General features: G+C 62.7%; 22 protein-coding genes and 1 tRNA gene. 10 read left to right on the forward strand and 13 right to left on the reverse strand.

Annotated features, from left to right (window positions below):
- Position 1: 1 nt before the first annotated feature.
- A complete protein-coding gene (locus JSO19_RS01035) occupies positions 2-1,372 on the reverse strand; it encodes an aminotransferase-like domain-containing protein (RefSeq protein ID WP_270909191.1) in 1,371 nt (456 codons plus the stop codon).
- 95 nt (positions 1,373-1,467) lie between these two features.
- Between JSO19_RS01035 and JSO19_RS01040 the strand changes: the two genes are divergently transcribed.
- Both JSO19_RS01040 and hrpB read left to right on the forward strand, forming a co-directional pair.
- Positions 1,468-2,070, forward strand: a complete 603-nt coding sequence (locus JSO19_RS01040) for a LysE family translocator (protein ID WP_270909192.1) — start codon at positions 1,468-1,470, stop codon at positions 2,068-2,070.
- Between the two features lie 28 nt (positions 2,071-2,098).
- Entirely contained in the window at positions 2,099-4,633 is a 2,535-nt protein-coding gene (hrpB, locus tag JSO19_RS01045) for an ATP-dependent helicase HrpB (protein ID WP_270909193.1), read from the forward strand.
- Positions 4,634-4,639: 6 nt separating this feature from the next.
- Here the strand turns inward: hrpB and JSO19_RS01050 are convergent, their stop codons facing one another.
- Entirely contained in the window at positions 4,640-4,897 is a 258-nt protein-coding gene (locus JSO19_RS01050) for a DUF7218 family protein (protein ID WP_270909194.1), read from the reverse strand.
- A gap of 146 nt (positions 4,898-5,043) precedes the next feature.
- Between JSO19_RS01050 and JSO19_RS01055 the strand changes: the two genes are divergently transcribed.
- Both JSO19_RS01055 and JSO19_RS01060 read left to right on the forward strand, forming a co-directional pair.
- Positions 5,044-6,447 (forward strand): mycothione reductase, encoded by a 1,404-nt coding sequence (locus JSO19_RS01055; RefSeq protein WP_270909195.1) that lies wholly within the window; start codon positions 5,044-5,046, stop codon positions 6,445-6,447.
- A 168-nt stretch (positions 6,448-6,615) separates the two neighbouring features.
- A complete protein-coding gene (locus tag JSO19_RS01060; protein ID WP_270909196.1) occupies positions 6,616-7,059 on the forward strand; it encodes a DUF2871 domain-containing protein in 444 nt (147 codons plus the stop codon).
- Positions 7,060-7,343: 284 nt separating this feature from the next.
- Here the strand turns inward: JSO19_RS01060 and JSO19_RS01065 are convergent, their stop codons facing one another.
- The 4 genes from JSO19_RS01065 to JSO19_RS01080 form a co-directional block, all read right to left on the reverse strand.
- Positions 7,344-7,865 carry a septum formation family protein gene (locus tag JSO19_RS01065; protein WP_217131971.1) on the reverse strand — a complete coding sequence of 174 codons (522 nt, stop codon included), beginning with the start codon at positions 7,863-7,865 and terminating at the stop codon, positions 7,344-7,346.
- Between the two features lie 165 nt (positions 7,866-8,030).
- Complete coding sequence (locus JSO19_RS01070; protein WP_270909197.1) at positions 8,031-9,230, reverse strand: MFS transporter; 1,200 nt, start codon at positions 9,228-9,230, stop codon at positions 8,031-8,033.
- A 9-nt stretch (positions 9,231-9,239) separates the two neighbouring features.
- Positions 9,240-10,820, reverse strand: a complete 1,581-nt coding sequence (locus JSO19_RS01075; protein ID WP_270909198.1) for a class I adenylate-forming enzyme family protein — start codon at positions 10,818-10,820, stop codon at positions 9,240-9,242.
- A gap of 9 nt (positions 10,821-10,829) precedes the next feature.
- Positions 10,830-11,294: a MaoC/PaaZ C-terminal domain-containing protein gene (locus tag JSO19_RS01080; RefSeq protein WP_217131965.1), complete on the reverse strand. Its 465-nt coding sequence runs from the start codon at positions 11,292-11,294 to the stop codon at positions 10,830-10,832.
- A gap of 261 nt (positions 11,295-11,555) precedes the next feature.
- On the opposite strand from JSO19_RS01080, the gene JSO19_RS01085 reads away from it, so the two are divergent.
- Positions 11,556-12,053 (forward strand): TetR/AcrR family transcriptional regulator, encoded by a 498-nt coding sequence (locus JSO19_RS01085; RefSeq protein ID WP_442915702.1) that lies wholly within the window; start codon positions 11,556-11,558, stop codon positions 12,051-12,053.
- 21 nt (positions 12,054-12,074) lie between these two features.
- Here JSO19_RS01085 and def read toward each other — a convergent pair whose 3' ends face one another.
- Complete coding sequence (gene def, locus JSO19_RS01090) at positions 12,075-12,638, reverse strand: peptide deformylase (RefSeq protein WP_270909200.1); 564 nt, start codon at positions 12,636-12,638, stop codon at positions 12,075-12,077.
- Between the two features lie 64 nt (positions 12,639-12,702).
- Between def and orn the strand changes: the two genes are divergently transcribed.
- Together orn and JSO19_RS01100 are read left to right on the forward strand one after the other, a co-directional pair.
- The gene (gene orn, locus JSO19_RS01095) at positions 12,703-13,341 is read left to right on the forward strand and encodes an oligoribonuclease (protein WP_270909201.1); all 639 of its coding nucleotides are present in this window, start codon (positions 12,703-12,705) and stop codon (positions 13,339-13,341) included.
- A gap of 83 nt (positions 13,342-13,424) precedes the next feature.
- Positions 13,425-13,500: transfer RNA gene (locus JSO19_RS01100), tRNA-His, on the forward strand.
- A 124-nt stretch (positions 13,501-13,624) separates the two neighbouring features.
- On the opposite strand, the gene JSO19_RS01105 is transcribed toward JSO19_RS01100, so the two are convergent.
- The 6 genes from JSO19_RS01105 to JSO19_RS01130 all read right to left on the reverse strand — a co-directional run bounded on the left by JSO19_RS01105 (position 13,625) and on the right by JSO19_RS01130 (position 20,640).
- On the reverse strand, positions 13,625-14,380 hold the full coding sequence (locus tag JSO19_RS01105; protein ID WP_270909202.1) for an alpha/beta hydrolase: 756 nt from the start codon (positions 14,378-14,380) through the stop codon (positions 13,625-13,627).
- Positions 14,381-14,654: 274 nt separating this feature from the next.
- Entirely contained in the window at positions 14,655-16,313 is a 1,659-nt protein-coding gene (locus tag JSO19_RS01110; protein ID WP_270909203.1) for a SulP family inorganic anion transporter, read from the reverse strand.
- 189 nt (positions 16,314-16,502) lie between these two features.
- Positions 16,503-17,528 (reverse strand): YihY/virulence factor BrkB family protein, encoded by a 1,026-nt coding sequence (locus JSO19_RS01115; protein ID WP_270909204.1) that lies wholly within the window; start codon positions 17,526-17,528, stop codon positions 16,503-16,505.
- Positions 17,529-17,548: 20 nt separating this feature from the next.
- Entirely contained in the window at positions 17,549-18,790 is a 1,242-nt protein-coding gene (locus JSO19_RS01120; RefSeq protein WP_270909205.1) for an MFS transporter, read from the reverse strand.
- 61 nt (positions 18,791-18,851) lie between these two features.
- The gene (locus tag JSO19_RS01125) at positions 18,852-20,177 is read right to left on the reverse strand and encodes a Y-family DNA polymerase (RefSeq protein ID WP_270909206.1); all 1,326 of its coding nucleotides are present in this window, start codon (positions 20,175-20,177) and stop codon (positions 18,852-18,854) included.
- Complete coding sequence (locus tag JSO19_RS01130) at positions 20,167-20,640, reverse strand: LexA family protein (protein ID WP_270909207.1); 474 nt, start codon at positions 20,638-20,640, stop codon at positions 20,167-20,169. The genes JSO19_RS01125 and JSO19_RS01130 overlap by 11 nt, the downstream gene beginning before the upstream one ends.
- A gap of 54 nt (positions 20,641-20,694) precedes the next feature.
- Between JSO19_RS01130 and JSO19_RS01135 the strand changes: the two genes are divergently transcribed.
- Genes JSO19_RS01135 through JSO19_RS01145 form a run of 3 tightly spaced genes read left to right on the forward strand, consistent with a single transcriptional unit; the run spans position 20,695 to position 21,944 of the window.
- Positions 20,695-21,042: a metallopeptidase family protein gene (locus JSO19_RS01135; protein WP_270909208.1), complete on the forward strand. Its 348-nt coding sequence runs from the start codon at positions 20,695-20,697 to the stop codon at positions 21,040-21,042.
- Positions 21,043-21,336: an ATP-dependent Clp protease adapter ClpS gene (gene clpS, locus JSO19_RS01140; RefSeq protein WP_270909209.1), complete on the forward strand. Its 294-nt coding sequence runs from the start codon at positions 21,043-21,045 to the stop codon at positions 21,334-21,336.
- Entirely contained in the window at positions 21,333-21,944 is a 612-nt protein-coding gene (locus JSO19_RS01145) for a DUF2017 family protein (RefSeq protein WP_270909210.1), read from the forward strand. Before clpS ends, JSO19_RS01145 begins: the two co-directional genes overlap by 4 nt.
- Positions 21,945-21,946 lie beyond the last annotated feature (2 nt).

Raw genomic sequence — 21,946 nt, forward strand, 5'->3', positions numbered from 1 at the left:
GTTATACCGGGAGAGTTCGGGCAAGCACCGTGGCGAGTGTTTGGAGCGCCCGCTCGAGTTGCTCAGGAGAAGCAGCCCCGAGGCACAGGCGAATCCCTGAATGCTCTGGCTGGTGCTCGACTTCGAGCGTGCTGGGTGCGGTGACAAGCACGCCCGCCCTGGCCGCCTCGACGAGCACCCCCTGGGCGCTCGCACGTACCATCGGCAGCCACACGTGAAAGCCCGATTCCGGCAACCGTTCGATATGGTTCCCAGTCAGTCTCTTGGCGACCTGCAACCGTTCTTCGGCCTCGGCTCTCATGGCGAGGCCAACGTTGCCGACGGTCCCGTCGGCGATCCACCCCGCAACGAGCTCGGCGATGATGGGGCTCACGGCGGCCGTGCTGGCCTCGAGCCCCAGACGAACCTGCTCCCCTTCTCCCTTTGGAATGACGAGCACACCGAGGCGGAGGCTCGGGCTCAGACTCTTCGAAAAGCTGTTGACGTACCAGGTGCGCTCTGGCGCGAGGCTCTGTAGCGGCACCGTGCCACGCGGGCGAAAGAGCGAGTAGACGTCGTCTTCGATAATCGCGGCATCGTGCTCCCGGCACACCCGCACGATCTCGGCTCTTCTCGCCGGGCTCATCGTCGCGCCCGTGGGGTTATGCAGCGTCGGGGTGACGTACACGATCGGCCGGGCTTGCGTGGTGCGCACGGCTGCCCCGAGCGCCCGGTCGAGCTCGGCGGGGAGCATGCCGTACCGATCGACGGGGATCGGCTGGACAATCTGACGATTGAGCCGCATCGCAGTGAGCGCCCCCGAGTAGGTCACCGCCTCGGTGCAGACGGTTGCGCCGGGCCCCGAGGCCGCCAGGAGCGCGAGCGAAATGGCGTGCTGCGCACCGTGACTCAGCAGCACCGTGTCGCGTGAAGCCTGCACGCCCTGCCACGTGAGCCAGTGCGCAAAGGCCTCCCGGTGGCGCTCATGCCCCGCGACGTCGGTGTACCGTGCGAGCGACTGCCCCGTGAACGCCTGCGGAATGCGCGCGAGACTTCGTGAGAGTAGCCCTATGCCGAGATTCGGCGGCGGGACATTCATCGAGAGGTCAATGACCGCGTCTCGCTGGGAAGGCTGGGCGAAGTCACTCACGAAGGTTCCGCTGCCGTGCACGGCGCTTAAGTGCCCCTCGTCAATGAGTCTCGAGAAGGCCTTTGAAACCGTCGCTGTCGCAATGCCGAGATGCGTTGCGATCTCGCGGTGCGAGGGCATGCGATCACCCGGTGCGAGCTCCCTCGCCGCGATGCTCTCGCGCATGGCCTGGGCGAGCCGCTCATACACACTGCCATGGCTTGGTTCTGAGAGACGCGGCTGCCACGGTGATCGACTCGACATGCCCGGGCCTCCCCGCCTCAAAGTGTCATAGGACACTCCTGAGTGTATCGAAAACAGTGCCACAGTAAACGAATTCACAAGAAACCTGAGGTGCCATGACCGTCGAAACCTTACTCGCGCTTGCCGTATACGCCTTCGTCACCTCGATCACGCCAGGACCCAATAACCTCATGCTGCTCTCATCGGGCATGACCCACGGCATCGCACGCACCCTGCCCCACCTCGCGGGTATCACCATTGGTTTCGGCGTCATGGTGTGGGCCGTGGGCGTTGGGCTCGCTGGGGTATTCATCGCGTTCCCTCCCGCCTACTCCATCGTCAAAATCCTGGGCGCGGTCTACTTGGTGTGGCTCGCGGTCAAGATCGCCCGTTCGGGAGCTCCCGCTGAGGGCAGAGCCGGCGCAAAGCCCCTCTCGTTTCTCGGCGCCGCTGCGTTCCAGTGGGTAAACCCCAAAACCTGGGTCATGGCCGTCGGCGCGATCGCAAACTTCGCTCCGGGCGAGCCGAGCATCGCCCGCATTACGCTCATCGCACTCGTGTACGCGGCGGTCAACGCACCCTGCGTGAGTGTCTGGGCTATGTTCGGAGCGCTCTTGCGCAGGTGGTTCAGCTCGCCCCGAGCGCTTCGGGCGATCAACGTCGGAATGTCCATCCTGTTGTTGGTGTCGCTCGTGCCCATGCTGGGCGCCTCGATCTAGCAGTCTTGGGGGCTGTTAGCCTACTGAGGTGCATCTTTTTGACCTCGAACGCATCGGCTCAGGGCTTCCCGTAGCCCAGCACGAAGCTGCCCTCACCGCGGGGCTCGCGACCGCCTCGCTCGTGGTCACCGCACCGCCAGGAACCGGCAAAACCACCTTCGTTCCTCCGCTCACGGCAAACGCGGTTGCGGGGCGCGGTACGACCATCGTTACCCAGCCACGCCGAGTCGCGGTGCGTGCCGCCGCGCACCGCATCGCGTCGCTTGATCGCAGCGATGTCGGCGAGACCGTGGGCTTCACCGTACGGGGCGAGCGTCGCGTCGGGCCAGATACCCGCATCGAGGTCGTTACCCCCGGCGTGCTCCTGCGGCGCCTCATCAGTGACCCAGCACTCGATGGCGTCGCCGCCGTGGTGCTCGATGAGGTGCATGAGCGCTCACTCGACGGCGATCTCTTGCTGGGCCTGATCGCCGAGGTGCGACAGTTGCGTGACGATCTCACGGTCGTCGCAATGTCGGCCACGCTCGATGCCGGGCAGGTCGCCAAGGTCATCGAGGCCGAGGTTGTCGATATTCCCTCGGCGCTTCACCCCCTGACGGTCACGCACCGCCCACACTCAGGCCCGAGACTCGACCACCGTGGCGTCACGAACGACTACCTCGACCACCTCGCGCGCGTCGCCGTCGCAGAGCATCAAGCCCATGGCTCTGACGCCCTCGTGTTCGTTCCCGGAGCCCGCGAGGTTGAGGGCGTCGCGCGGCGCATCGAGGCCCTTCAGCACGAGAGTGACGTGCTCATGCTGCACGGTCAGCTCGGTGCACGGCACCAAGACCAGGCCGTTCGCGGCCGCGCACCAGGAGAGCGCCCTCGTATCGTCGTGAGCACAGCGCTCGCCGAGAGCTCGCTGACGGTGCCAGGCATTCACCTCGTTGTCGACTCTGGTCTCTCTCGAGAGGTGCGGCGCGACGCGGGCCGCGACATGACGGGTCTTGTGACCGTGAGCGCCTCTCGTTCGAGCGCCGAGCAACGTGCGGGCCGTGCCGCCCGCCTCGGGCCCGGCCGCGCGGTACGGGCGTTCTCAGAGCAAGAATTCGCACACATGCCCGCCCACGCTCAACCCGAGATACTCTCGGCCGATCTCACCGACGCTGCGCTGCTGCTCGCAGCCTGGGGTTCGCCAGACCTTCCACTCATCACGGCCCCACCGACCGCGGCGCTCGCCAGGGCCGAGCGTACGCTCCTGACACTCGGGCTCATCACCGAGACGGGCGATATCACCCCAGAGGGCTCCCGAATCGCCCTCCTTCCCGTTGGAGCGCGTGAGGCCCGGGCCCTGCTCGCGGGGGCCGGTCTCACCGGGTCGCCGCAGCGCGCCGCAGAGGTCATCGCAGCGATCGCGGGTGGGCACCGAGAGGCGAGCACCGACGCGGGCAAGCTGCTGCGCGACCTCCGCTCTGGCGCACACCCGGGCGCCCGAAGCTGGAAACGCGAGGTGCGCAGGCTCGAAGCCATCGCACGTGAACACCCTGCGCCCGCCCCCGGCGGCGCCAGCCCAGACGCCGATACTGAGGTCGCGGCAATCATCGCCCTCGCGCGGCCCGAGTGGGTCGCGCGGCGCACAGCACCCCACTCCCGCAGCTACCTTTTCGCGAGCGGATCGCGCGCCGCGCTTCCCGAGAACTCGCCGCTTCGCGAACACGAGTGGATCGCAGTGCACGAGGTCCAACGAGCCGAAGGCCGCGTGGCCGATGGCACCGGGGCCGTGATTCGCCTCGCGGCGCCACTCACCGAGCAACTCGCATTAACTCTCTCGGCCGCACTCCTCGCCGAGCAGCGCAAGGCGACAATCGATGATGGGCGAGTACGGGTGCGGGAGGAGCGGTTGCTCGGCGCGATCCGCCTCTCATCGCAACCGGTGAAGGCAACCGCCGCCGACACGGCTGGCGCTCTCCTCTCGCACGTGACCGAAAACGGGCTGCAGGTGCTCGACTGGAGCGAAGACGCGAAGGCACTTCGCGGCAGGCTCGCGATTCTGCACCGCGAGCTCGGCAGCCCCTGGCCCGCAGTCGACGAGGCCTCGCTCTTACACTCGGCGACCGAGTGGCTCATGCCCGACCTCGAGGCTCTGACCCCCGGCGCATCGCTCACCTCGATCGACATCGAAGCCGCGCTTCGCAGGCTCCTGCCATGGCCAGAAGCCGCACAGCTCGACGCGCTCGCTCCCGCCGCGCTCGCCGTTCCGTCTGGCTCGCGCGTGCGCATCGACTATCCGTTGGACGACGGGCCTCCGGTCGTCGCCGTCAAACTGCAAGAGCTCTTTGGCCTTGAGCGTTCACCCAGGCTCGTCGGCGGGCGGGTGGCGATTCTCTTTCACCTGCTCTCACCAGCGCGCAAGCCGCTCGCGGTGACCGACGACCTCTCGTCGTTCTGGAACGGACCGTACCAGGACGTGCGCAAAGAGATGCGCGGGCGCTACCCGAAGCACCCCTGGCCCGAAGACCCGTGGAGCGCCGAGGCAACGAAACGTACCAAGCGAGCCGATGCTGCCAGGCGCGGTCATTAGACGCGACTAGTGGCTGCGCAAGAGGCGTATGAGCTCGGCCTTGCGCAAGTTCGAGTACCCGCTCAGCCCGAGCTGCTTCGCCCGGCTTCGCAGCTCGGGCACAGTGCGCTCTTCGTAGTCTTCGGCCTCGCCGCCCCGCTTGCCTACGGCACCTCTGCCGTCACGCGCTGCAACGTTTGAGATACGAGCTGCCTTCTCTTTCGAAGCGCCCTCTTCGCGCAGGCGCTCGTAGAGCTCTTCATCTTTGAGCTGTGGTTCAGCCATGGGTGTCACGCTCCCCCGTCTCGTTCGGTTCAGGTTTCGTTCGTTTCGTGGTTCGTGTGCTTCCAGGGTAAGCGCCATTTCGCACCGCTTCAAGCCGTATTCAGCGCTTGCACAGGCCCTTCAAACGCGTATGCCAGACTGAGAACATGAGCAACTTCATCACCGCAGATCTCGCGATTATTGGCACCGGTTCAGGCAACACCCTCATCACCCCGTTCTGGGATGACCGCACGGTAGTCATGGCCGAGAAGGGGGTGTTTGGTGGCACCTGCATCAACGTCGGCTGCATTCCGACCAAGATGTTCGTGCGGCCAGCGACGCTCGCGCGCACCCCAGAAGAGGCGTCAAGGCTCGGCGTTGAGGTGCAGGTCGGCAAGATCGACTGGCCAGGCATGCGCGACCGCATTTTCGGGCGTATCGACGCCATCGCTGCTGGCGGACGCCACTATCGCGCCGAGGAGCTTGAAAACGTGACGCTCATCGAGCAGGCCGTCACGCTCGACGGTACGAACGGTTTCGTCGCGCCCGACGGCACGCGAGTCGAAGCCAGGCAGATGGTTATCGCGGCTGGTTCACGGGCAGCGCTTCCTGACGTCGAGGGCATCGATCTCGACGGGGTGCACACCTCTGACACCATCATGCGACTCGAGGCGCTGCCAGAACGGCTCGTGGTCGTGGGCGGCGGCTATATCGCGTGCGAGTTTGCCGGCGTGTTCTCAGGGCTTGGCAGCGCTGTGACCCAGGTGATCCGCGGCCCAGAGCTGCTCAGCCAGCTTGACGAAAGCATTCGCGGGGCGTTCAACGAGCAGGCGCGCGAGCACTGGAACGTCGTGACTGAGCACCCCCTCGAACGCATCGAACGCGCAACCGACGGTACGCTCATCGTGCACGCGGGCGGCGAACGTTTCGAAGCTGACGCCGTGCTCATGGCGACCGGACGCACCCCAAACACCGACCTCATTGGTGCCCGTGAAGCAAAACTCGATATGCACGACGACGGCCGACTCATCGTCGATGAGTATCAGCGCGTCGTACGCGGTGGCACCCCCGTCGAGGGCGTGTACGCGATCGGCGACATCTGCTCACCGCACCAGCTCAAGCACGTGGCAAACTACGAGGCCCGCATCGTCATGCACAATCTTGAGAACCCCACTGAACTGCAAGCCAACGAGCAGCTGCCAGTACCCGCCGCGATCTTCAGCTACCCCGAGATCGCCATGGTCGGGCTCACCTCTCAGCAGGCCACCGAGCAATACGGTGCCGAAGCCGTGGTCACCCACACACAGCGATACGGCGATACGGCCTACGGCTGGGCGATGGAAGACCAGAGCGGCCTCTTCACCGTCATCGCAGAACGCAAAAGCGGCCTCATTCTCGGCGCCCACGCGATGGGATATCAGGCGTCAAACCTCATTCAGCCGGTGATCTCGGCAATGAGCTTCGGCATCCCGGCCCACCGCTTCACCCGTGGCCAGTACTGGATTCACCCAGCGCTCATGGAGGTCACCGAGAACGCAATGCTCGGTGTTCAGCCTGAAAGCACTTCGTAGAGCACCGAAGCCTTCCCCGCATCACCCAAATGGTTGATGCGGGTTCCGGGCACACGGGCGATGCCAAAAGCCCATGACCCTGGTGAACTTGAGAGTGTCGCGCGAGCACTGCCCCGCGCCCCTCCTGGCCAAACCTGCGCCAGAGGCTCACTCGCCAGAAAGGTCACCATGATTTCGCTCGTTCGCACCGCACTCATCTACATGATTGTCGGGGTTGGCTCGGGACTCTTTTACCGGGAGTTCACGAAGCTCAACGACTTCGCCGAGGGCGAGGCCACCCAGCTCGGGCTCGTACACACGCACCTGCTCACGCTCGGGTTTCTCATGTTTCTCATCGTGCTCGTACTCGAAAAAACCTTCACGCTCTCGCAAAGCCCGAAGCTCTTTACCGCGTTTCAGTGGCTCTACAACGCGGGCCTCGTGCTTACCGCTGGCATGCTCACCTGGCACGGGAGCCTCACGGTTCTTGGCGAGCAGTCGAACAGCATGATCGCAGGTCTCGCGGGGCTCGGGCACATGCTCCTCACGGCGGGCATGATCGTCTTCTTTGTCGCCCTCATGAAAGCGGTTCGAGTTGCCCAGAACGAGCGTGCAGCTGAGCTGCAGAGGTAGCGGGTTCTGGCGGGAGTATCGCTCTGCTCAAACCGACCACGAAGGTTCGCAACACAGCGTCGCCGCTTTTCACCGATGAGCGCCCCATACTCAAGCTGCCCTCTGCATGACTCAGGTTCCCTATGCTCCGCTTCCCAGCTTGCCGGCGGTCACGTTTGAGCCGCGGCCTTGGAAACAAGCAACTTCAAGCGGAACCGGATGTGGTGCGCGCTACTCTACTCAGCAAAGACGAACGCCGCCGGGTATTTCTACCCCGCGGCGTTCGTCTATCTTGCGCAAGACGTTTAGCGCGCAACGCCCTTCAGCGAACCGGTTACGGTCTCTGTGGTCGTATCGTAGACCGAGCAGACTACTTCACGATCATTCATCTCTTTCCATGAGCCTTCTGAAGGCATAATCGCAAAGAAGTCGATGTCAGAAGTTTCGTAGGGAGCACCGATGAACTCTTCAAATTTCTCGAAGCACATCTGGTCTGCAGTTTCTGAAACCGCATCGGCGCCAGGCCACTCGCCATCGTCCATCATCATGATTGCGACAACCTCGTTCTGGTGAGCGTCACCGCAAGGCACGGCGGGAACGTCAGAGATTTGCCCCGAAGACGAGGGGTCGTTGTAGCAGTCACCCACGTTCATGCTGAATGCAGACGCTTTGCCCTCGGTCACGACCTCATTCGTTTCAGCGTCACGTTCGGCAGCAGGGCCTCCGGTGATCTCTGAAAGCAGCGAGCAGCCGGTCAGCGCGAGCGCCGTAACCGCCACCGTCATACCGGCAAGCAGTGTGCGACGTACGGGTGAAACGTGGTTCATGTGGGTTCCTATTCTGTTTTCTGACATTGCCCTCGCATACTGTACACACTGGGCGTGACGCCCTCGTAGCGCGGCTGTGGCATCTGTACGAAATTCGAGAGAAAAATTCATACACAGACCATAGGGTACGGTCTCCCGTTACCAAATCGAGACCTTTTGCGCGGATTAGTCGGTAATCGGCGCGATTCGCCTTGCGATGTTGTTTGCGCTCAAAACAACGACGAGCGCGAGTACCACCGAGATGAGGTATGCGATGCGCATCGAGCTCATGTCGGCGACCGGGCCGATGATCGCCGCGCCAAGCAAGAAGCCCACGTAGGTGAACGAGTTTGCTCTCGCGACCGCCACCCCGCTTGTATCGAGCGAGCCCGCCGCAGCAAAGGCCAAGGGCGCGATCACACAGAGTCCGCCACCGGCAAGCGCGAAGCCGATGAGAGCAACGGGCGCGGCCGGCGCGATGACGACGAGCACCATGCCGCCAAAGGCAACGAGCGCACACACCTGAATCACGCGCTTGACGCCAAACGAGCGAATGAGCCAGTCAGCGCTGAGCCTGCCGATAAGCATTGCCGCGCTATACCCGCCAAACGCGAGTGCAGCGACGCTCTCGGGCGAGTTCAGGGTGTCGTGCACGTATACCGACCCCCAGCTTGAGGCTGACGACTCAATGAAGTAGGCCGAGGTCAAGACGACACCGATACTGATAACCGGAAGCCAGGGCACCTTGACGGCGAGTGCGTTCTCGCCCGACTCAGTGCGACGTTCGGCAACGATTCTCGTGTTCACGAGCGATGAACCCGTCATCAGCAACAGTGGCAAGAGCACGAGCGCCTCGACGCCGAAGAACACCCAGAGCGGAAGGCCAGCAGCGGCCGCACCGGCAGCAGCGAGCGAGGCGACAATACCGGCTGCGCTATAGATCGCGTAAAAGCCGACCATGATACTGCGCCGATATTTCGTCTGGAGTGCGACGCCCTTCATGTTCATCGTTGCATCGACCGTGCCGAAAGCAACGCCCATGAGCACCCAGGCAGGAATGAGCATCGCGAAAGAATCGGCGAATCCGATAATGACGAGGGCGGCAAACTCGGCGATGATGGCGATGCGCAACACGATGTCACTGTGCAATCGCTGCACCACCGTCCCTGTGACGAGTGTGGCGACACCGGCGAGCAGCGGGAGCGCGAGCGTCAAAATCGCGAGCGTCGTGTCGCTGAGGTCGAAGCGCTCCTTAATACTCGGCAAGCGCGCAAAGAGCGAGCCGAAGCCAAGCCCCTGAGCAAAAAAGACGATAAAGAGGGCAACCCGTGCCTTACGCATTCCCTGCGTGATATGGGCCTGCATGGTCTCAGTGCCGTGTGTCATGTGCTTTCTCTACTCTCCATTGAGCGTTACTGCCTGAGATTCAGGCTGGGTTTCGCGCGCCATGCGCTTGAGCGCCTGCTTGTCGACTTTGCCGACCGGCAAGAGCGGCAGATCACGAACGATCGTGAACTGCTTGGGAACCTTATAGTTCGCGAGCTGCCCGCGGCAGTGCGTCTCGAGCGCATCGCGATCGATGCTGTGCCCAGGTTGCGCGGTCACGTAGGCCACCCCAACCTCGCCAAACTTCTCGTCGGCTCGTGCGATCACCGCGGCAAGCGCGACCCCCTGAAACGACTCGATGACCTGTTCGATCTCTCGAGGGTAAATGTTGTAGCCACCAGACTTGAACATGTCTGATCGGCGACCGACGAGCACGAGGTTACCGTCGGCGCGCAGCACGCCAACGTCGCCCGTGCGAAACCAGCCGTCATCGGTGTACGAGGCTTTGGTGGCCTCCGGCTGCCCGAAGTACTCGAGAAAGAGCCCCTCGTGCTGTACCTGCACTTCGCCCTCCTCACCGTGCGCGACCGGCTCATCGCTCTCGTCGGCAAGTCTCACACGCATACCGCCGTCAAGCTGACCGACCGTGTGCGCGAGCTCCTCTTCATTCGCTCCCCTGCGAGTAATCGAAATCGAGGCGACGGTCTCGGTCATGCCATAGACACTCATGAGTTCGATGCCACGGTCTCGGTATTTGCGCATCGACTCGACAGGCATAGCCGCCCCACCCCATACAACGTGCTTGAGTTGCGAAAGGTCGCGGGTCTCAAAGTCAGGGAGCATGGCGATCATATGGAGCACCGTAGGCACGTTCATGAGATTGGTAATGCCAAGCGATTCGATGCTCGCGAGCATTTCTGCCGGATCAAAGCGTTCGAAGAGTGCAAGCATACCGCCCGCAACGAGCGTCGTACCCGTGAGGTCTGCGAGGCAAGCAACGTGGTTAATCGGCAGGTTGCAGGGCACACGTGGGCGCAGCGTGCCAAAGAGCTCGGCCTCAACCCGAGAAGCATAGACAAGACCCTTGTGGCTGAGCACAGCCCCTTTCGGTGCGCCACTCGTTCCCGAGGTATACACGACGGTCGCGGGAGACATCGGTTTTGGTTCCACCTGAGTAAAGGGTACTGGCACGGGTAGCGTCGCGAGTACGCCGGCCTCGTCCTGCCCGGTGAGCGAGAATACACGCTCGACGTTCAGTTGCGTGGCGACACGCCCAATGAGCTCACCGAGCCCCTCGCCATCGACACTCGGGAGCGAAAGGATCACCGATGGCTTCGAATCGCCCACGACGTGCACGAGTTCGCGCTCGGTGTAGCGCGGGTTCAGCCCAAGCCACACTGCGCCAAGCTTCATGGCAGCGAGCAACGAGATGAGATACTCGGTTCGCGGCGTCGAGAGCACCGCAATGCGTTGCCCCTCACGAAGGCCCGCAGCATAGAGCTGGCCAGCCATGGTCTCGACCCGGGAATGGAGCTGCGCATAGCTCAGCATCACGCCGTCGCACCACACGGCGTCAGCCTCTGGCTGTACCCTCGCGTAATGATCGAGGTACTCGGCGTAGCTCGTGAGTTCAGGCAAACTCAGTGTCACAACACTCGCCTACGCTTCGCTCGTACCGTCGAGCGTGGCAAAGAGGGTCACCCACGTTGCCACCATGGCTGGCTTATCGGTGTGCTTGAGCTCAATAACATTGTTCGTCGTCACGAGCACACGCCCGTCTGGTCGCTCGTCAACCTTCTCCAGCGTTGCGACGCAGCGCAGCTCTTCGCCGACGAAAACCGGGTGCGTAAAACGAACGCGATCCATCCCATAGTTAAATCCATAGATACCAGGCTCACGCACCGGGCTGTTGTTGAAGTGGAACATCGTGAGCATGCTCGTCAGTAGGAAGCCATCGACGAGGGTACTACCGAGCGGATTGTTCTTGCTCGCGGTCAGATCAGCGTGGTCGGGATCGAGGTAGGTCGAGTAAGCAAACTGCGCGAGGTGTTGCTCGTCAATCGTCATCCACGGAGAGGTAAAGAACGTCTCGCCCACGTGCTGCGCGATGGTAGCGAGGGTCATTTCAGGCTTGTGCGACACTGCATTCTCCAAACGTAAGTAATTATTTAGCTTTCAGTATTGACCGGTTGGACATTGTTGTCAAGCCGTGGTGAAATGAAGCGGTAGCTGTTTCCAAGGAGCCCCACCCGGATGACCCACAAACCCCACGCACCGAGGCGTGAACCCCAGCAGGCGCGAGGCAAAGCCGCCGTCGAGTCAATCAAACGAGCAACAGCAGAACTGCTCGAGGCATCAGGGTTCGAGGGGCTCACGACGCAGATCATCGCAGACAAAGCGGGCATTAACGTCGCAACCCTGTACCGCTACTACCCCAACAAATTTGCCGTCGTGAGAGAGATCGCCGAGACCATTGAGCAGGAGCGCCTCATCTCGTCGATCGAACACTTGAAGGGGCTCAGCGACACCGACGACTGGCGCGGGCTCATTCAGGAGACACTCACAACCCTCATCAACCTGCGCGAAACCAGGCCTGGCGCGAGGGCCATCAGAAGAGCCCTCCAATCATCACCCGAGCTCTGGGACATCGAGCATCAGATGCTCCACAACACCGCGAACGAGCTCGCCTGCGTATTCGTTTCGGTCGGCGCAAACCTCACCGAGACCCGCGCGCACAGCATCGCCCTCATCATCGTCGCAACGGTCACGCACCTGCTTGACGTCTCACACGACGTTGAAACCAATGGAGCCGAGCTCCGAGAAGAGATGGGGCTGCTCATCGAGCGCTATCTTGCCCCGTACCTCGACACAGTCAGTGCCTAAGCACCAAAAGGTCGAACTCGCTCAGCCCTCGAGGTTATCTTCGCCAGGCAACCAGCTCAGGCCAGGAACACCCCAGCCGTTCTTGCGCTGTGCCTTCTGTGCACCACGGCTATCGGGGTGCACAAGACGGTCAACGTACAACAGACCGTTCAAATGGTCGTATTCGTGCTGGAAGATGCGAGCGAACCAACCGCTCGCCTCGATCTCAAAGAATTCACCGTCGAGATCTTGCGCACGCAACAACGCACGCTCAGAACGCCTCAGACCAAAGCGTTCACCGGGAAATGAGAGGCACCCCTCAAACTCGTCGTCATCTGGCAGACCGGGCTGCGACGGAGTGATCCACAGCACCGGGTTAATAGCGACCCCCTGGGCTGGTGCGACGTCTTGATCGTCGTAATCCCAGACAAAGATGCGCTTGCCCACGCCAACCTGCGGCGCAGCGAGGCCGACACCGGGTGCGGCCACCGTCGTCTCTTGCATGTCTTCAACGAGAGTGCGCAGCTGCGCGTCGAACTCGGTTACGGGCTCGGCGACACGGTGCAGAACCGGCTCGCCGCAAATCACGATGGGAAGAATTGCCATAAGGCAAGTGTAGTACGGGGCTACACTCGGTAGTGGCCACCCATCCGCTGAAGAAAGATGTGACATGTCGAACACCCCCGCAGAACAGATCGTGTGGATCGATTGCGAAATGACCGGGCTCGAGATCGAAACCGATCGCCTCTGCGAGCTCGCCATCATCGTGACTGATTTTGACCTCACGCCGCTGCACGAGGGATTCACCGTCGTGATCAACCCCGGCGAAGAGGCACTCGCCGGCATGAACGACTTCGTGCGCAACATGCACACGACCTCTGGCCTGCTCGAAGAAATGCAGCAGGGCCTCACCGCCGAGGTCGCCGAACAGCAGGCGCTCGACTACGTCAACGGGCTCGTGAGCGAAGGCTCACGCCCCCTCGTTGCCGGAAACACCATTGGTATGGATCGCCGATTTATTGCCAAATACCTGCCCGTCTTCGACGAACGCATGCACTACCGCAGCGTCGACGTTTCGACCATCAAAGAGCTCTCGCGTCGCTGGTACCCGTCGACCTTCTACCGCGCCCCTGAAAAGCACGGCGGCCACCGCGCACTCGCCGACATCGCCGAATCAATTCGCGAGCTCGCTTTCTTCAGGGACACCGTCATGGTCAAGGCCCCGGGCCCCGGCTCAGACGAGGTCAAAGAGCAAGCGAAGAAAACCATCGCCGACTACGCGCCCCTCATCGATGGCATGACACGCTGACCGCTCAGTTTGCAACCAGCCCCCGGTTGTGGGCTATGATGATGAGGTTGCTTCGTGAGCCGCAAGGCTCTCAGCGGCACATGGTGGGCGTAGCTCAGTAGGTAGAGCACCGGCTTGTGGTGCCGGTGGTCGCGGGTTCAAATCCCGTCGTCCACCCCAGATAAACGAGGTGTGATTCTCGGCTGTTAAACCAGTCGAGAATCACACCTCGTTCTTTGTATGCCGGCTTCTGCCCGGCCTGCGCGTGTGTGCTCCCCTTACGGCCCTGCCGAGCTGTCACCCCTCAATCAACAGCGTCAGCGAGATGGCGGACGAAGAAGCGCGCCGCATCTTCGCCCGCGAATGGTGGGACGCCTGTATGACCACCCATGTTGGCGTAGAGCGTCTTCTCGGTCGACGCGAAAGCGTCGAAGAGGTCGAGAGCCATCGCCCGATCGTTCCCCTCGTCATCCCACTGGAGGAGAACATGCAGTGGAATCGTAACGCGACGCGCCTCTTCCATGGTCGTTCGTGGGACGTAGCTGCCGGCGAAGAGGCCCGCAGCCGCAATACGTGAATCGATGGCGGCGAGGCGTGTGCCAACTGCGATCACCCCGCCAGAGAATCCGACTCGTTGGGCAATTTCTGGAAGGTCGAGGATCTCGTCGAGCGTGGTTTGCCACTCCGGCACAGCTTTGTCGACGAGAGGAAGTATCAGTCGGTTGATCACCTTTTCCGTAGGCCGTTCCCCAGCTGAGATCGCACGAAGAAGGTCGGCTCGAGCTTGCTCGGCGCCGGGTAGCGGGGGTCGGTTGCCAGTCCCGGGCAATTCGATGGTGGCCGAGGCGAAGCCTTGTGCGGCGACGCTACGCGCCCGCGATACCAGACGGGGATACATCTGTCGCGTCCCGAAGCCGCCGGGTTGGCCCATCAGGATGAGTGGAACTGGCGCAGACGTGGAAGCGGCTGGTGGCGTCCACAGGATGCCGGAGATGTCACCGAGGGTGAACTCACGCTCGGTGATGCCCTCGTCGAGAATCTGTTCAGAAGTCAAGTGCATGGTCGTGCCTTTCGGGAGTACTGCTGATAAGCGGCGCTCCCGGACGACCTATCGCCCGACCGTGACTCCCCAGAGGAGCACCATCGTTAATTCGTTCACGAGTAGCACCTCCTCAGATTTCTGCACGGACCCCAATCATATCAGCGCTGGTAGAGGCCGCGAGATCGCGCACGGCCTCACACCAACCACGTCATGACCAGTAACGCGCCTGGCTAGACCATCGATGTCTCCACCGGCGATTTGTCGATCTTCACTGGTGTCCGTGGTTCCCCCGCTACCCCGCCCCGCCCTCAGCTTCCCGCTCGACACGGGCCCGCGCCACGTGGTCGCGCGCGTGAGCGACCGCATCGTCGAGGTTATCGAAGAGGTGCGCCTGGTCGCGCAGGGAGCGGAAGATACCGATACGCTCAGCGAGCGCCCTGTGCTGCGGTTGCACGCCCTTCACGAGCACGGTGATGCCACGACGCTCGAGCCCCGTGATCATCTCGGTCGCGGCCTGAGCGCCCGTCGCGTCGAGAAACTGCAGCTCTGCCATGCGCACCACGACGACTTCGACACCACGAAGCGCCTCTGCTCGCTCAAGTAGTCGGTCGGCAGCGCCAAAGAAGAGCGCGCCCTCGAGGTGGAACACCGCGATGCGTTCGTCGCCCTCAACGGGCTCGCCGGGAAGCTCCTCGCGGTAGACGCCACTGGTCTTGGCAAGCTGACGCAGTGAGAAGAAGCCCGCGGCGACGATACCGATGAGCACGGCATAGATGAGGTCGATGCTGATCGTGATGATCGCGGTGAGCAGGAAGATCACCGCGTCTGAGCGAGTCGAGCGCAGCACGAGACGCACCGTCGTGGGGGCGACCATGCGGCACGCCGTCACCATGAGCACGCCGGCGAGGGCCGCGAGGGGAATCTGCGAGACGACGCCGGAGCCCACGAGCACGATCACGAGCAACAGCACACTGTGCACAATTGCCGCGAGGCGCGTCTTGGCGCCACCGCGAATGTTCACCGCGGTGCGCGCAATAGCGCCGGTTGCCGGCATGCCGCCAAAGAAGCCGGAAGCAACCGAGGCGAGCCCCTGCCCCACTAGCTCACGGTCGGCATTAAACGAACCGCTGTTCGTAAGCGTGGCTGCGATGCGTGCCGAAAGCAACGACTCGATGGCCGCAAGCGCAGCCACGGCAAAGGCAGGCCCGATGAGCACGCCCATCATGTGCGGATCTAGGGCGGGCAGGGTTGGCGCCGAAAGCCCGCTCGGCAGCTCGCCGATCACGTCGACCGGCAGGCCGAAGAGGCTCGTCACCAGCGTCGCCACGACGATCGCGATGAGTGAGCCGGGAAACTGCGGGGCGAGCTTCAAGAGCACCAGCATGATGACGACGACGAGCGCAACGATGCCGAGCGACCACGCAAGCTTCGGCATTTCGGCCGACATCGCCGACTGCACCGCCGAGACGACCGCATTATTGCTCTCGCCGGGCTCGGTTCCGGTTGCGGTGGGCACCTGCTGCAGGAAGATGATGACGGCAATGCCGAGGGTAAAGCCCTCGATCACGGGCCACGGAATGTAGCCGACCGTTCGCCCCAGCCGAAAAACACCGGCGAGAATCACGATCACCCCGGCCATGAGGCACACGAGAGCGAGCGCACCCGCTCCGTGCAGCGCGATGATGGGAGCGAGAACGACCACCATGGCACCGGTTGGACCAGAGACCTGCACGTGCGATCCGCCAAAAATGGCAGCAACGATACCCGCGATAATGGCGGTCACGATGCCGCTCTCGGCCCCGGCCCCAGAGCTCACGCCGAAGGCGAGGGCAAGCGGCAGGGCGACGATGCTGACCGTGAGACCGGCGAGCAGGTCATTTTTCCAGGTGCGCGGCACGTCACGGTAGTCGGCGAGAGACGGTAAGAGGCTCTGAGAATCTTTCTTACTCACCGCAAGACCACCACCAGACGCACCTCGGGTGCTGCTGATGGGTGCAATCGAGCACCTTGGCCTCGCCGTCTAGATTCACCGGGCACACACGTTCCTTTCGCTCGCGACCGCGAGCAGTCATGCATAGGGTTACCCCTCCATGATACCGCGTGAGCCGAAACCACCGCCCTGAGCAGCCCACGAGAGCTTTTAAGACTTGCGACTATAGCCGGGTTCAGCATGCTCGCGCTCGGCCGCAACCGCCCCTTGCGCAGCATTCAGTTCTCGTTCGGCCGCTGCCACGAGCTGCTCTGCCCGAAACTGTCGCCGCTCGGCAAAAGTGTGCACGAGAGCCCCGCCAGATTCGCCGTGGCCCGCATGATCGCGGGTTGCGACCATGATGTAGCTGCTCGCGATGAGCACCACCTGCACTGAAAGATTTACCCAGAGCAAGAGCGCGATAAGCACGGCAAACGAGGCGAGCAGCGGGTTCGACGTCGCCCCCTTCACGAAAAGACTCGAGAGCGTTTGCAGTACCGTGAGCCCGGCAGCGCCAAGGAGCGCTCCCTGCCAGAGCGCGGCTGAGCTCGCGGTGAAGTCAGCGAGGAGCCGGAACATGAGCGCCACGGTGAACAGGTCGACGATAAAGACAACCGCGATGCCCGCCAGCTGCGTCATAACCGCCACGGGCGTGCTCACGGTCGAGAGCCCAAGCCACGAAGCGAGTGTCTCGATGCCGGCGCCGCTGAATGCGCTCAGCACCGTTGCCGAGACGAGCAGTACCGCAAACCCCACGGCGAAGAGCAGGTCGCGCAGCGACCCCCACACGGCACCCTGGTCATCGCGAAGCGTGTCGCCGAGGTCGAGCAACGCCGTACGCAGGCTCGCGATCGCCGAGATTGCGGCCCAGGCGATACCCAGAAGCGAGGCGATGCCCAAGATGGTGAGCCCGGTGGGCGCCTCAATCTGGGTGATATCGATGACACTCGTAATCCCGGGAAGCAGGTTATCGAGCATCTCGCCGAGCGCCGTCATGGCCTCGGCGTTGCCCTCGAACCAGAGCGCAACGAGCGAAAACCCGAGCAGCACTGAGGCAAAGATACCGAACAACGAACGATACGTGATGGCGTCGGCAAGCATCGCACCGCGGTGCTCACTGTAGGTGAGCGCGGCCCGAACGAGGCGCAACTGTAGCACCCATGCGATGGCCTGCTTGATGCGCTCTCGTGCCGTCATGCACGTTAGTCTAGCGAGCCTTAAGCCTCGCCGACCACCCGAATACCCACGGTATTTCGCGAGCGGGCCTTATCTCGCCGCTCGACGTAAACGCTCAGCAGCGCGAGCGCAAAACCTACGAGCGCGAGTGCGATACCGACCCAGCCGGGCGCAAGATAACCAAAGCCAGCGGCAATCACTGCGCCGCCGAGCCACGCCCCAAGGCCATTGCCCACGTTGAACGCCGCGTGGTTCACGGCAGCCCCGAGCAGCTCGGCCTCGTCGGCGATGCGGATCATGCGCGCCTGAATCGAGGGAATCAAGATTGCTTCGGTGAGGCCGATACTGAACACCGTCACGAAGAGCCCGACCGGGCTCGGCGCTACCCAGGTGTACACGAGCAGCGAGGCGACAAAGGTCGCGAAGCCAACGACAATCGTTCCCACGAGGTTCCGGTCGCTCGCCCAGCCACCGATGAGGTTGCCAATCGTCATGCCCAGTCCCATGACCGCGAGTACCCACGGCACCGCCGGTGGCTCGAGCCCCGTGATGCGCGTGGTGACCTCTGACACGTACGAGTACACGGCAAAGAAGCCGCCGAAGCCAATTGAGCCGACGGCGATCATGATCCACAGCCGGTAGTTCGCGAGGGCCCGTAGCTCAGAGCGCGGGTCGCGGTCGGGGTTCGCGGCGTACCGCGGTAAGAAGGCGAGGGCGAGGGCGAGCGTCGCCGCAAAGATGGCCGCCACGAGCACGTACGCCCAACGCCAGCCGAGGCTCTGACCAAGCCAGGTCGCAAGCGGAACCCCGACGACGTTCGCGATCGTCAGCCCGGAGAGCGCAAGCGCGACCCCCTTGCCCTGGCTTCCAGGCCCCATGATGCGGGCCGCGATAAGCGAGGCCGCCCCGAAATAGGCGCCGTGCGGAAGCCCCGCGAGCACCCGAAAAAGCACGAGGGTCTCGAACGTGGGAGCCGCCGCAGAGGCCAGCGATCCGCCAACAAACAGCACCAGCAAGAGAAACGTGAGTCGCGTGTGCGAGGCTCTCGCCCCGAAAATCGCGAAGAGTGGCGCACCGATGACCACGCCGAGCGCGTACGCGGTGATGACGATTCCGGCCCGCGCAATCTCCTGCTGCGGGTTCGCGTCAAACCCAGGAATGAGGTCGCTCGCGATGTTTGGCAAAAGGCCCATCGAGGCGAACTCGGTCACCCCGATACCAAACCCGCCGAGCGCAAGAGCGATCAAGGCGATGGTTCGGCGCAGCGGCGTTAGCGGTTTCAAGGGTGTCCTTTCTCTGAGGTGGTTCTCGCGCCCCCTTGCGCAGCAGGTTTTAGTGTAGCGGCTACGAGGCGCGCACAACACGCAGCTCGTTCCACTGGGTTGTCGCTCTTGGCGAGAGCATGTCGCGCCTCATGTTCCACACCGGCGCCTTTTGCAGCCCACCGCGCCCCACCCCGATGAGGCCGGGGCCAACGCGCTCCTGAATGCGGTCGAGCGTCACGCCGATCTTTCGACCCTCGAACTCGGGCACAAACAGGTCGAGCGGGGCGAGCCTCGCCTCGTGCACGAGATCGGTGAGCACGATGCCCGCACGCACATATCGCGTTCCCGGGAGCATCTTCTGGAGCAGCGGTGCCGCCGCTTTTGCGATGCGGATCGGCTCACTCGTGTGCGTCTCAAGCGTTGCTGAGACGTGGGCCGAGTGCCACGCGGCCGTGTTGTGGTGTGCGGTCATCGTCCACGCTGAGATGGTTTTGGCCACCTGCCCCTCAGCACGCAGCCGTGCGCTAACCTTCTGCGCGTAGATCGAGAGCACCTGCTGCATCTCTTCTGGCGTCGTGACCGGACGCGAGAACGAGCGTGAAAAGATGAGCTGGTCTTTGTACTCCCGCGCCTCGGCGAGTTCGATACATCGAATGCCGCGCAGTTCGTAGACGGTTCGCTGCAGCACCACTGAGAAACGCTTGCGTATCTCGCCCGCGTCGCAGTCGCGCAGATCTTTCGCGGTGTGAATGCCCCTCGCGGTCAGTTTGTTCGTGAGCTTACGGCCAACGCCCCACAGTTCACTCACCTCGACCTCAGCGAGTAATGCGTCGGCGCCCTCTGCGTCGTGCTCGTTGAAATTGCAGACGTTGTCAAAGCGAGCGTTCTTTTTGGCGCCGATGATCGCGAGCTTTGCCAGCGTCTTCGTCGGGGCAATGCCGACGCGCACCGGTATGCCCGTGAGCCGGTAAATCTCGTTTTTGAGATTGCGACACTTCTGCGTCACCTCAGCGGGCGAACCGTTGAGCCCGATGAAGGCCTCGTCGATGCTGTAGACCTCTTGCCACGCCGCATGCCGCCCAATGATGTTCATGACCCTGGCAGACATTGAGCCGTAGAGCTCGTAGTTGCTGGAGCGCGCGACAAGCCCCTGTCTTGCGGCACGCGCGCTCAACTGAAACCAGGGAATGCCCATCGGGATCCCGTAGGCCTTAGCCTCGTGCGACATCGCAACGACGCAGCCGTCATTATTCGAGAGCACGAGCACCGGGCGCCCCTCAAGCTCAGGGTGAAAGACGCGCTCACACGAGGCGAAAAAACTCACGCAGTCGACGAGGGCAATGCTCTGCCGGTACGGCCCTTCGCCAGCGTTCTCGTCAGGCGTCACGTCTGCCTCAGCGGACATGGTGCAAGCACCTCGTCACGACGCCCCAGATGCGCAGCTCTGAGAGCTCTTCGACGATAATATCTGGGTAGCGAGGGTTTGCGGCGCACAGCACGACCCCGGCTTCGGTTCGCTGCAAACGCTTCACGGTGAGGTCGCCGTCGAGCATCGCGATAACCACGTCGCCGTACTGCGGCTCTTTTGAACGATCGACGATGAGCTCGTCACCGTCGCTGATACCCGCGCCCACCATCGAATCGCCCGCAACGCGCACGATGTAGGTTGCTGCGGGGTCACTAATGAGGTGCTCGTTAAGATCGATCTCACCCGAGTAATAGTCTTGCGCCGCAGACGGCCACCCCGCAGGAACCGCCTCAAACGCTTCCCGCAGCGGCACCCGGCGAGGCGCCTGCCGCACCCCGCTCACGAGAGCGATGCCGCACGTTTCATTACGGCCCATTGATTCGAACATGTGTTCGATCATACTCGCTTCCCCGCGCCTGGCACAGTTCTCACCGACACAGGGTAAAGTAAAGCCATGCACGAGGTGACGATCGAAGAGTTCGAAGAGCTCGTCTCGCAGGGTATCGATTCCTTGCCCGACGACATGCTCGAAGCACTCGACAACGTCATTTTTCTCGTCGAAGACGCCCCGGCCGATGGCAGTGAGGTGCTCGGCGTGTACGAGGGCTTTTCACTGCAAGAGCGCGGCGACTACGGGTACGGCGAAGAGCCAGACCGCATCATTCTCTTTCGCGAGACCCTCTTGGCGCACTGCGCTGACCGAGACGAACTCGTGCGCGAGATTCGCGTAACCCTCGTTCACGAGATTGCCCACTTTTACGGGCTCGACGAAAACCGAATTCATGAGCTTGGGTGGGGCTAGATGACCGACACTTCGTTACAGCACGAGAGGCAGCTTCGTGAAGATGCACTCCCGTCAACCCCGTGGCAAACCATTGTGTGGGATGACCCGGTGAACCTCATGTCATACGTCACCTACGTCTTTCGCAAGCACTTCGGCTACTCGCTCGATCGCGCCGAATCACTCATGCTCGAGGTTCACCGCGAGGGCAGCGCGATTGTTGCTGAGGGGTCGCGCGAGTCGATGGAACTGCACGTTGAGGCACTCCACGGCTACGGGCTCTGGGCCACCGTGCGAGAGGGGCATCTGCCGTGAAAATTCTCGTCATGCAGGTCGGCGAAATCACGATCGAACTGCACCCACAAGAGAGCATCATTCTCAGCAATCTCGTGGGCCAGCTGCTCGGCCTTCTGCAGTCACACAGCAGCACCCCACTCGATCCCGATCCGCTGCTTGCAAGCTATGAAATTGGCGGCACCGATTGCCTCCCCGCCGACCCGGCTCTCGCAAAGCTCTTGCCGAACGCGTACCTTGACCCGAGCCTCGCGGCCGAGTTTCGGCAGGTCACCGAGCAGGGCCTGCTCAACCGCAAGATTGAAGATGCGCTGCTCGTTGCTACGGCGCTCAGCGGCGGCGTTCCCGAGCACATCGAGCTCGAAGAACTGCTCGCGTGCGAAGATCCCGAGGGCACGATTTTCTTCTTGACGGCCGATACGCTTGAGCCGTGGGTGCGCACGCTCACAGCGCTTCGCCTCTCGATCGCGGCAAGGCTTGGCATCGAAACCGAGCAGGAGTATTCGCAGTTGCGGGAGCAGAGCGAGCACGAAGAGACCTTCGTGATTTACGAGTGGCTCGCGACGCTCACCGATATGCTGCTGCGGTTTGCGCCGGCGCTCGAGTCGTTCTCTGACGAAGAAGAGTAGCC

This window comes from Leucobacter sp. UCMA 4100 (assembly GCF_027853335.1).
Lineage (GTDB): Bacteria > Actinomycetota > Actinomycetes > Actinomycetales > Microbacteriaceae > Leucobacter_A.